Below are 9,843 nucleotides of genomic sequence, written 5' to 3'. Positions count from 1 at the left end.
GCGAGACAAAGCTCACCCGTGGCAAGTTTATCGACTTGCAAACGGCCAGGGAGGTGTGGGAAGCTGAGGTTGCAACACTTCTACTTCCCGGGGTTCTCCCCGGTATGGAGGCCCGCCCCTGGCGGGTCTTCGTGTTTTTAGGCGTTGATATCCCTGGCTTCTGTCCGTCTGCCGCTTGGACCTGAGTTCACGCGGCGTTTGCCGCATCGTGACGGATGCGTGAAGCACAGGCAACGGTGTTTCAGCCTCTGGACGAGTAATCCTTAGATCTCCGCAGGCGAGAAGTGGCAGCGCCTGCACCAGATCCCCCTTCACAGCAGCCTCCGGTCCGGGCTCCGCGGAGCGCCTGGGCTCCAAGATCGAGAACGGATGGTCGCTTGTGACGCATCAGGCCGAGGGCGACCGAGCCCAGCGGCATACCGAGCAAAACACGTGAATTCCGTTCAGAAGACGTGAATTCCCGCCAATTCACGTGAATTCACGTGAAAACGCATCATTACGCCTGAGTTTATCATCATCTAAATTCATGCGAATTCACGTGAATTGGCGTATTCCCCACGGAGTCTCACAGAGGAGACTATGGAACTGACTTTCTTTGCAGCTGATTGGCTTCTTCTAGCCGCCGCAGAACGCGCCCAATGGTGCCCTTGTGCCAGAGCCCGCCACGTGGCGCCCTGATCCCGGTCGCGTTAAGTTGGGCCGCGATGGCTTCAAGAGTGTGGCCTTGAAGCCGCAATGCCGAAATCATGGACCCGAGCCGTGCGTCCCGCTCGCGCGTCTGCGCCTGCACAGCCGTATTCCGTCGGGCTGTGGCGTCCCGCAAGCCTCCAAGCTGTACCCCCCGCGCCTTCGCCTGTGTCAACGCTGCCTTCGTGCGTGCTGAGATGAACCCGCGCTCCTGCTCGGCGAGTGCGGCGAAGAGATGAAGCTGAAACGGATCGGCCCCGGGCATGGTGGCCACGCGGAGCCGCACCCGCCGGTCCTCCATGAGCGCAGCGATGAAGGCTACCCGCCGGCTGAGCCGGTCGAGCTTGGCCACCAGCAGCTCACAGCCAGGCGTGCGGCGCACCAGATCGAGCGCCGCCTCAAGCTCAGGCCGGTCATTGTCCGCTCCCGACTGCACCTCCCGGAAGGTGGCGATCACTGCGTGAGGCCGGGGCGCAAAGCGCTCCAGGAAGAGTTCCACGTCCCGCTCCTGCGCCGCGAGCCCCAGGCCGGAGCGGCCCTGATCCTCGGTGCTGACCCGGTGGTAGATCACATACCGCTGCACCAGCCCGTATTCCTGATCCGCCCCGCTCCCGCCCGGTCTAGCGGCTCACGGGCGGGTCGTCTCCTGCGACATCGGGCGTTGTGGGTGAGACGGCCGGTCGTGAGCCCCACGTTGCGCACCCATTCTTCGCGCGACCCAAGCCCCTGACGCACTTGGTCCTGCCAAGCCGCGCCTAGGTCACAAAGCCTACTATAATTAATATAACAAAGGGATACTCACTTAGAGTACCCCTTTCTCAATATGATCTATGATTTACTTGGGAAAATGTCTCTAAAGAAGGAAGTCGGTAGCGTCCAAAACTGCCGGACTTATGCTGGTCAGGGTGATAGTTGTTCCATCCGCAACAATCCTAGTATTTGCACCATCAGCGACAATAGAGATATCAGAAAAGACTATCACGTTAGCCGGCCTAAGGTCGATAACATCTATTCCATCAGTAAAATCAACAATAGTGTCATTTCCTTCACTTGTTCCAAAGATGAAGCGGTCGCCGCCTGCGCCACCTTTAAGAACATCATTACCAGCCCTTCCTGCAAGGATATCGTTTCCATCACCTCCATTAATTGAGTCATTGATACTTGAACTAGCTGAAAGGTTTGTTCCAGTGATCGTATCGCTTCCACTGCTGCCAATGATAGACCTAATTCCGTCCACCTCAACAGAACTCAAGTCTAATGATCCACTCATCTCGATATCGACTGGTTTAGAATTTTGTAGGTTCTCAATTCTCTCTATACCCGATAGGGCTGTTATGCCTATAATTCCCCAGTTGGCATAGCTGCTAATGGTTTTCAAACTGATAGCGTCTAAGTTTCCATTACCGCCATAATAAGCATCTCGCCCCGATACACCGTCAGTTAGGAAAGTGTCGTTGTCGTCACCACCATAAAGGAAGTCGTTTCCAAGACCACCATCAAGGACATCACTCCCTACACCGCCGTCCAAGACGTCGTTCCCAAGATCGCCAAACAAGCTATCGCTACCGCCGTCGCCGTAGATCTGGTCGTTACCGTCACTGGCATATACGGTGTCGTCACCCTCGCCTGCAGATACGTAGTCATCTCCCAGATAGGAGTCGATCACGTCATTTCCTGCGCCTGTATAGTAGCTGTCAGCGTAGGCTGTTCCCCGTTTCGTGCCAGTAAAGATGTCAGCACCGCTTGTTCCGTTATAGACGGCCATCACTATCCCTCGTTTGCATTGTTCATATTTTAGACAAATTTGAGCTGCAATGTTAACAGAACATTAAAGCTGAACCGGATGAGCAAAGATGTTGTGTTCATCCCTTCTTAAGGCTGCCCTGACACGCTGAGGTTGACCGGTCAGGAGGGCAGCCGCCGTGATCAACACTAGCTATTCGTCCCAGCAGCTCCTGACCCTGTTCGGCCGTAAGGCCCAAGGCCAAGCGCAGCCTCACGATGCCGCGACCTCGCCCGACCGGCTTAAGGCCGTGGCAGACTTAGCCAAGCAGGCCAAAGCCGGAGCAGCTGCCACTGCCTCCGCTGTCGTGGACGAGGTCAACCCCAGCGAGATCGTCGTGCCAGAAGGGCACGTGTGGGAGACCCGGGCAGAGTTCGACGCTAAGATGGCCAAAGCGCGGGCCGAGATGGAGACCTGGGAGGCAGGCGAACAAGCCTTTGAGAAGGAGAACGGCTTTCGCCGTCAGGTGAACGCGCCCCTTCAGAACCTCTACAACGAGGCCCTGTCCGGTCAGCTGCGGCCCAACTCCTTCCAATCCCACCAAGAGGCTCAGGACTACGCATCCGGAGTAGTGGCAGGAGTTTGGGGCAACCTTGTCACCTCCAACTCGGACACCAAGACCTTGGCCACACCCGCGTGGATCGATCAGATGGCCAAGAACCGCGACCTCACGACCGGGCAGATGACAGCCAAGCTGGAGGACGACCGCAAAGCCGCGCAGATGAACATGCTGATCGAGGGCGTGATCCTCAACAAGTCGCTCGAAGTCTCGGGCGGGCCGCTCTACGCCAAGCAGGACGGCTACTACCACATGAACAACGTCGAGGTCCGCTACGGCGGCAAGCTCGTGCTCACCGTCGAGGAGCACGGCGGCAAGATCACTCTGTTCAACGAGGACGGCAGTAGCCGCGAACTCGGTACCATGCACCAGATCGCGCAGAACCAGCCGGGAGCTTACGGTCAGAGGGTGGCTGGCTAGGGCTTCCCATGATCAACACCAGGTACTCATCCCAGCAGATCCTGACCCTGTTCGGCCGCAGGGCCGAAGGCCAAGCGCAGCACCATGCTCAGGCGACATCGTCTGACCGGCTCAAAGCTGTCGCAGACCTGGCCAAACTTGCCGGGTCCAAGGTTACCCAGCCTGTGGGGACGCAGGAGGGCATCGGCGCCGATCTCCCCATCGTCCTGCCGGAAGGTCACGTCCTGGAGACGCGCGAGCAATATGAGGCCAAGCTCGCCAAGGCTGAAGCGGAGATGGCGATTTGGGAGGCCAAGGAGCAGGCCTTCGAGAAGGAGAATGGCTTCCGCCGCCAAGTGAACTCGATGCTGCAGGGGGCTTACGCCCATGCCGTCTCAGGACGGGGTGGGGAGTCGTCCTTCCAGTCGCACAAGGAAGCCCAGGACTTTGCATCGGCCAAAGTATCGAGCGTATGGGGTCAGCTTGTCACGGCCAACCGGAACACCAACGGCCTGGCTACGCCCCGCTTCGTCGCAGGCACAGCCGAGATGGAAGGCATCCGGGTCGATCAGGCCGAGGCCATGCTGAAGGATGGCCAGCAGGCCGCGCAGATGAACATGCTGATCGAAGGCATGATGCTCAACAAGTCGCTCGAAGTCTCGGGCGGGCCGCTCTACGCCAAGCAGGACGGCTACTACCACATGAACAACGTCGAGGTCCGCTACGGCGGCAAGCTCGTGCTCACCGTCGAGGAGCACGGCGGCAAGATCACCCTCTATGATGAGGACGGCACCGCGCGCGACCCCGGACAGATGCACCAGATCGAGCGGAACCAGCCGGGCGCCTACACCCGGACAGCGGCCAGCTAAGGCGGGATCAGCCTAGCACCACTCCGAATCCCCTAGCGCGGGAGGCGGGGTCAAGGGGGTGGTGCGGCCCGCAGCCCGCCCCCGGTGGGCGAGGACCCGGCCCCCTTGACCCCGCTGGACGCACCCACGCCCCGGTCTGTCCCTTTGGTGCGTTGCATCCGAAGGGACTGCCCCGCGGCGAGCGGTCTTCCTCTTCCTTCCTGGCTCTGCCCCTCGGCACGTCCGCAGTCCAACCCCAACCTGGCCAGCCGCCGTCACAGTCCCCACCCATCGTCGTGCCCGTGGCTCAGGCCCCAGCTGTGCGTCCGCTCGCGCCCGCGCTCCTGCTCCACCTGCCGGACCCGCTCGGCCTCGCGTGCGCGGACTACTTCGCCAACTCGGCCATCAACCTGTTCACGGCATCGACCAAGGCGCGTGTTTGCAGCGTCTGCGTGGTCAAGGCTGAGGCCAAGTCGTCCAAGTGCGCGCTCAAGGCCTCCTGCCTCTGCTCGATGGCCTCGATCCGTGCCCCAGCTTGCTTGGACAAGGCCGAGAGCGCGCTCGCCGTGGCCTCGGACTGCTTGAGCGAGGCCTCGGATGCGCTCGCCAAGCTCTCGAACTGAGCGAGCAAGGCGCGCTCGAAGGGCGTGAGGCTCTCCATCCTCTAGCTCCCATCCACCCGCGCCTGTGGTCGCACGGGCGGCGCCGCGCCCATGGGCAGCACCAGACACGGCCTCTGCTCCTCGCCTCGCCGACAAGTCACGGCCATGGTCCCCTCCGGCACTAGGAGATAGCTCCGCCCCTCGAAGCGGAATGTCTGGTACATGGCGATCCCCTCCGTGCCGGATGCTGTCCCCGACCACGTTGCCCTCCAGCCGCTCGGGCTCATCCAGAGCCAGAGCAACAAGGCTGTGAGCGCCGCCATGGTGAGCCAGGTCAGCGCCAGGGCCGCCCACCACCAGCGGCCCCAGCGCCTGAGCCTGCTCAGGTCCCCGCTCAAGGGCTGCATCGCGGTCTCGAGCGCCGCGTGCAAAGAGGCGCTCATGGAACTGAGCGCGGTCTCGGACTCGGCTTTCAACCTCTCGCCAAGCTGCCTCAGCTCGCTCGTGGTCAGGCGCTCGATCTCGGCCGACTGCGTGGCCAGCCTCTCCTGCAGCCGCTCGGTCAAGCTCTGCGTCATAGCTCCAGCCCTTCTCGTAAAGGCGGCCTTTCATGCGCAGCCGCTCGCCGCTCTTGGGGTCAGCCACGGTGAGGTAATCTTTGCCCTGGCGCGGGACGCTCAGGCCCGCCCCCTCCAGCGCCTCGACGAGGCTTGCCCGGTCCGTGACCTGGCCGGCCGCCACCAGCGCTGTGACGTAGGCATGCACCCCCTCGCGGCCCGCCCGGAGCGTCAGGCCCTCATGGGTGCGCGCCCGCGATGGCACCCCGTGCAGCTCACGGGCGCGCTCGGGGTCGTCGGGCCGCGCCCAGCCATGCTGGAGGTTGAGGGCGTCCCGCAGCGGCGCAAAGGTGCGCTCCCAGCCCGGAGGTGCGATGTTGAGCGCCCGCCCCGTGGTCAGCTCCACGCGGGGCACCACGAAATGCAGCTCGACGCGTCCGCCGCGCCTCTCGCGTCCCGCCTCGTCCACCCCGGACCCAGGCCCCGTGTGGGTGTGGCGCACCCAGGTGATATCGAACTGCTCGGGGTCGAGCCCGGCAAAGGCCACCCGCTCGAAGGCGTCCATCGCATTGTGCTGCTCGACCTCGGTAGGCGCGTCCTCGGGGGCGAAGCTCAGCACCCCGTGGGTGTAGGTCCAGCGCCGCGACAGGCTATCGATCAACGCACGGGTGCGGTCCATGTCGCCCCGGATTACCTCGGGAGCGGCGTGCTCGCGCCCCTGCCGGGTGGCGTCGGTCAGGTAGGCGGCCACCGTGCCCCCGCCGCCCCGCCCGCTGGAGGTGAACTTGATCAGCATGGGCCGGGCTCTTCGGGGCTGGAGCCAGGCTCGGCGGCTCGGGGCGATGCCGCGTCCTCCGACTCGGGATCGGCCCGCGTGTAGGCGCGCCGCAGCGCCGCCAGCTCGCGGTCGATCGCGATGAGGCGCACCAAGAGTGCCGCCGCTGGCACCGGCTCCTGCCGGTTGGCGGCGCGGGCGAGCTGGTTGAGGTTGTTGCCCAGGCGCGCGAGCTCGCGCAGGAGCGCCGGGTCTACGGGGGGCGCCTCACGGCGGGGCCGGCGTGGGCGTTGCCCATCGAGGAGGGCGCGCACCAAGTCCGACAGCGACACGCCCCGGCTCTCAGCCAGGGCCTGCCAGCGGGCCTTATCTTGGGGTGTGGTGCGGATCTCGACGCGCATGGACCGGGGCCTCCAAGCAGGCGGGGGTGCTGGGGGGCCGCCAAGGTCCCCCGGCCGGGGTGCGGGGCTGGCCCCGTGCCGTGCGCCAGCGCGGCTTTCTTGGGGGATTGAAGGGGGCGTGCCGCCCCCTCACCAGCCTCGAGGCCGGGCGCGCAGCGTCCGGACGCGAGTATGCTGGCGTACACTCAACTCCAAGGCAAGCGCCTCTGTGCTGAGGCCTGACCTGAGAGGGGGATCTTAGGCCGGGATCGGCGGAACCTGACGCAGGGAGACGGACATGGAACGGCCGTTGACACAGCCACCCCCGTGCCGGCTCTTGCCTACTTGCGGGGGAACAGGACCACGTTGCCGCTGGCCTGCGTCGGGGCCGCTCGGCGCTCCTCGGCTTGGGTCCGCCACGAGAGCGGGATCTCCAGGATCTCGACCTCTTCGCCGTCCCCACTGACTGCCACGAACTGCAGGCCCTCTTCAGTGTAGAGGTTCACGTACAGGTTAGCCCCCTGCGTGTGCGTGGCCCCCAGGCTCTCCAGCCGGTCCAGCACCTGGTTGAGCTGCGCCCGGACCTCCCCCAGCGTCCGGCGTCCTCGAATGGCTACCCGCATGGCGTCCTCCCCGCTGACCGGCCGGGGTCCTGCCTCAAATGCCCCGGACCACCCGCGACCGCTTCTAGCCCCTCCTACGTTGGAGGGAGATGACGATCCTAGGAGAAGAACGCTCGCCGCTGGGCAGTCCCCTGCGATGGCAGGCCATCACAAGGGACAGGTAAAAGCGTGGGCGCTTCCAGAGGGGTCAAGGGAGCCGGGTCCTCGCCCGTGCCGGGCTGCGGGCCGCACCACCTCCCTTGACTCCTCTGGAACGCTAAAGCCGAACAGTCGTGAATGCGATGTTCAGAACACGCTGCGCTAAGCTGACGAACGACTTCCCCCCTTCTTGGTTGACCGGCAGAGCCGTTCTCTGGAACCTCTGTCAAACCCGCTCTGAGACGTCTCATGAGACGTTCCGAGACGGTGGGTGGAGATGAAGGGAACCAGGATGGAATACAGTCTGAGCCACGCCGCTAAAGTGGCTAAGCTGAGCAAATCCACAGTCCATCGGGCCATCAAAAGTGGTAAGCTCTCCGCAAAGCGTCTCGATGATGGAGCTTACATGATCGATGCATCGGAGCTGGCCCGGGTGTTTCCACCTGAGATGGGGAACCCCCTTCCAGAACCAGTCATGAACCATCTCACGGGACGTTCTGAGACGGCTGCTGCAACGACCGAACTCCCTGGAACCCTGGAAACGGAACTGGCTGTGCTGCGGGCCAAGGTGGCACTTCTCGAAGATCACCTGCGCCAGGAACGCGATCAGCACCTTCGGGAGCGGGAAACACTGAACGACCAGCTCCATCGCGAGCGTGAGTTGTCCGACGATCTTCGCGAGCGCCTGACCCGGGTTGAGGATCGGACCTTCGCCCTTCTAGGGGCGAGCGTTCACCGACCCGCAGTCGACTCGATCCCGTCTCCCATGGAGCCCGAGAAAGTTCCTGTCGGGTTCCTGAGCCGACTTTTTGGCCGGTCATAATGATTGCAACCTGCGGGATGTGGCCCTGTCACCCTCTCCGGCTCTGCGCATCCTTGTAGGCCCGCAGGACGGCGTTGATCTTGGTCTGGTAGCCTCGACCGTCTTGCTTGAAGAAGTCGAGCACATCCTGATCCACGCGCATGTGCAGCACCGCCTTGGGCGGGGGCCGGTGAACGGTGACGCTGTCCAAGTCCACGGCCATGCCATCCTCCGCCTCGTCCTGGGCGGCTTGGGCCTCGATCTCCTCGGGCGTGGTGGCGTGGACACGCGCCCAGTCGGTGCGGCTCTCTATAGCCTCGTCAGCCGTCACTCGGGTGATCCGGTCCGAGATAGAGCCAGTATCTGCGTTCTTCCTCATCACGTGCCCTCCGGAAGGAGATGATCCGCCTGACCTCGCCCCGCCAGGTCCAGACCACGGTGTAGAACTTGCCGTCTCCGAGCTGGCCTACGGTGAGGGTCCGCGCCTCGGTTTCGGTGCGAGCGGGGACGTGCAGGACGGGACGGCCGTCGAAGAGGGCTCTGGCATCAGCGAAGTCGAGCCCTCGTTCTGAGAGGGTGCGCTCCCGCTTGGCTTCGTCCCACTCGAACATGACAGATAGTATATACAGCGCGTATTAACAGAGCAACGCTGCCGCTTGACCGCTTCTCAGCCTCTTCTCTTCCTTCGGCCTGAGCTCCGCCGTCCTGCCTCTAGGGCGGGGTCTTCTGCGGGTGCGATGAGGGCTTGGTTCTGTCCGTTACGGGCTCTCTTGATCGGCTCTGCGTCGGCTCTGGACTTAGAGAATAGTCTTAGCCTGGTATTCCGGCTCCCCGGTGAACTCACGCTCCTGCACCTTGCGGCCCAGGCTCGCCAGGGCTCGCCCCAAGGGGCTGTCGCCTGCCTCGAAGAGAGCGAGCTGGTCGAGGGGCAGGCTGGCCTTGTGCGCGGCCAGCTCGGCCGCACGCGCCTCCTGGGCGTGCGCCACGTCCTCAGGCAAGGGTGGTGCTCCCATGAGCCGTCCCAGGAGCCGGGCGGCGCGGGCAGGCAAGGAGAGCCGGTAGGCGTTGCTGACCTGGCGCACCCGGGGGCCGCATCCTTCCGTCTGCCCCGTAGGCTCGTAGCGCCGCAGCCAGTCAAGGAAGCCATGCGCCCGGAGAGCAGCCAGCGCCCGCACCACGGCCGCCCGCGAGCGGCGCAGCAGGCGCGTGAGCGTATCGAGCGAAGGCTCCAGCCGTCCCGTGCGGAAGCTCACCAAGTTGCCCAGCAGTTCCAGCACCTCGATGGCCACGTGTCCTAGAGGACCGTTCCGCCGTCCCGCTGGCCGTCCCGCCAGCTCATACCGACGCGCAGCCAGCACGATCCGGCGCACCTCTTGGCGGCTCGTGGCCCGCCAAAAGACGCTCTCGCATCGCCCCAGGAGGCGCGAGTGCCGGCGCACGGGCTCGCGGGCGCGTGCGACAGGAGCCCCGGTCAAGGCTGATCCAATGGTCTTGAACATGATCTGTCGTCCTCCGTGACGAAGAAGACCGACAGGGCGGGGCCACCCACGCGCGAGACAAAGCTCACCCGTGGCAAGTTTATCGACTTGCAAACGGCCAGGGAGGTGTGGGAAGCTGAGGTTGCAACACTTCTACTTCCCGGGGTTCTCCCCGGTATGGAGGCCCGCCCCTGGCGGGTCTTCGTGTTTTT

General features: G+C 63.9%; 12 protein-coding genes and 1 pseudogene. 5 read left to right on the top strand and 8 right to left on the bottom strand.

Annotated elements, in window-relative coordinates; translation table 11 throughout:
- Positions 1–185 (top strand): hypothetical protein (locus FHG66_RS22055; protein ID WP_218013937.1); only part of this gene is annotated, 185 nt, incomplete at its 5' end.
- 392 nt (positions 186–577) lie between these two features.
- On the opposite strand, the gene FHG66_RS20690 is transcribed toward FHG66_RS22055, so the two are convergent.
- A complete protein-coding gene (locus FHG66_RS20690) occupies positions 578–1,270 on the bottom strand; it encodes a recombinase family protein (RefSeq protein WP_139079045.1) in 693 nt (230 codons plus the stop codon).
- 270 nt (positions 1,271–1,540) lie between these two features.
- On the bottom strand, positions 1,541–2,452 hold the full coding sequence (locus FHG66_RS20685; RefSeq protein ID WP_139079044.1) for a calcium-binding protein: 912 nt from the start codon (positions 2,450–2,452) through the stop codon (positions 1,541–1,543).
- A gap of 157 nt (positions 2,453–2,609) precedes the next feature.
- On the opposite strand from FHG66_RS20685, the gene FHG66_RS20680 reads away from it, so the two are divergent.
- Both FHG66_RS20680 and FHG66_RS20675 read left to right on the top strand, forming a co-directional pair.
- Entirely contained in the window at positions 2,610–3,449 is an 840-nt protein-coding gene (locus tag FHG66_RS20680) for a hypothetical protein (protein ID WP_139079043.1), read from the top strand.
- A gap of 8 nt (positions 3,450–3,457) precedes the next feature.
- Complete coding sequence (locus FHG66_RS20675; protein WP_139079042.1) at positions 3,458–4,297, top strand: hypothetical protein; 840 nt, start codon at positions 3,458–3,460, stop codon at positions 4,295–4,297.
- Between the two features lie 254 nt (positions 4,298–4,551).
- Here FHG66_RS20675 and FHG66_RS20670 read toward each other — a convergent pair whose 3' ends face one another.
- The 3 genes from FHG66_RS20670 to FHG66_RS20660 form a co-directional block, all read right to left on the bottom strand.
- Entirely contained in the window at positions 4,552–6,231 is a 1,680-nt protein-coding gene (locus FHG66_RS20670) for a relaxase family protein (RefSeq protein WP_139079041.1), read from the bottom strand.
- Positions 6,225–6,611 carry a plasmid mobilization protein gene (locus tag FHG66_RS20665; protein WP_139079040.1) on the bottom strand — a complete coding sequence of 129 codons (387 nt, stop codon included), beginning with the start codon at positions 6,609–6,611 and terminating at the stop codon, positions 6,225–6,227. The genes FHG66_RS20670 and FHG66_RS20665 overlap by 7 nt, the downstream gene beginning before the upstream one ends.
- Positions 6,612–6,931: 320 nt before the next feature.
- Complete coding sequence (locus tag FHG66_RS20660; protein WP_139079039.1) at positions 6,932–7,213, bottom strand: hypothetical protein; 282 nt, start codon at positions 7,211–7,213, stop codon at positions 6,932–6,934.
- 415 nt (positions 7,214–7,628) lie between these two features.
- Between FHG66_RS20660 and FHG66_RS23080 the strand changes: the two are divergent.
- Together FHG66_RS23080 and FHG66_RS20655 are read left to right on the top strand one after the other, a co-directional pair.
- Positions 7,629–7,772 (top strand): annotated as a pseudogene (locus FHG66_RS23080) (MerR family transcriptional regulator); the annotation flags it as partial.
- Positions 7,773–7,826: 54 nt separating this feature from the next.
- On the top strand, positions 7,827–8,174 hold the full coding sequence (locus tag FHG66_RS20655) for a hypothetical protein (protein WP_176556381.1): 348 nt from the start codon (positions 7,827–7,829) through the stop codon (positions 8,172–8,174).
- A gap of 28 nt (positions 8,175–8,202) precedes the next feature.
- On the opposite strand, the gene FHG66_RS20650 is transcribed toward FHG66_RS20655, so the two are convergent.
- The 3 genes from FHG66_RS20650 to FHG66_RS20640 all read right to left on the bottom strand — a co-directional run bounded on the left by FHG66_RS20650 (position 8,203) and on the right by FHG66_RS20640 (position 9,652).
- A complete protein-coding gene (locus FHG66_RS20650; protein WP_139079037.1) occupies positions 8,203–8,532 on the bottom strand; it encodes a BrnA antitoxin family protein in 330 nt (109 codons plus the stop codon).
- Positions 8,474–8,764 carry a BrnT family toxin gene (locus FHG66_RS20645; protein WP_139079036.1) on the bottom strand — a complete coding sequence of 97 codons (291 nt, stop codon included), beginning with the start codon at positions 8,762–8,764 and terminating at the stop codon, positions 8,474–8,476. Before FHG66_RS20645 ends, FHG66_RS20650 begins: the two co-directional genes overlap by 59 nt.
- Positions 8,765–8,950: 186 nt before the next feature.
- Positions 8,951–9,652 carry a helix-turn-helix domain-containing protein gene (locus FHG66_RS20640; protein WP_139079035.1) on the bottom strand — a complete coding sequence of 234 codons (702 nt, stop codon included), beginning with the start codon at positions 9,650–9,652 and terminating at the stop codon, positions 8,951–8,953.
- Positions 9,653–9,843: the final 191 nt, after the last annotated feature.

This window comes from Rubellimicrobium rubrum, assembly GCF_006152115.1.
In the GTDB taxonomy this organism is placed as follows: Bacteria; Pseudomonadota; Alphaproteobacteria; order Rhodobacterales; family Rhodobacteraceae; genus Rubellimicrobium; species Rubellimicrobium rubrum.
The sequence above is the reverse complement of the archived record's forward strand: the minus strand, read 5'-3'. Positions and strand labels throughout refer to the sequence as shown.